Consider the following 252-nt stretch of genomic DNA (forward strand, 5'->3'; position numbering starts at 1 on the left):
CCGTCTTGGTATCTATCTATCTTATCGACGCTGGAAGCTTCCTCTGAAAGCGTATCTCTCTATATTCCATAAGTCTTCAATGCCTCTCGCTGATCGCATTAATGAAACCGTCTTGATTATGCGTCTGTTTGTCCTTGTCCGATCATTGTCTGGGCTTACTGGACTTGACTGGAACATCGGGGACTACTTGCTAGGCTGATAAACATAGTTATGATTTTACTGCGGAATTGAAACTGCATCCTTCGATATTGT

Annotated in this window: 1 protein-coding gene; it reads left to right on the forward strand. The window is 42.9% G+C overall.

Annotated elements, in window-relative coordinates; all coding sequences use genetic code 11:
- A partial coding sequence (locus KVT28_RS25790) for a hypothetical protein (protein ID WP_217551094.1) occupies positions 1-199 on the forward strand: 199 nt, incomplete at its 5' end.
- Between the last annotated feature and the right edge of the window lie 53 nt (positions 200-252).

Origin of the sequence: Pantoea sp. GbtcB22, assembly GCF_019091025.1 — a bacterium.
Lineage (GTDB): Bacteria > Pseudomonadota > Gammaproteobacteria > Enterobacterales > Enterobacteriaceae > Pantoea > Pantoea leporis.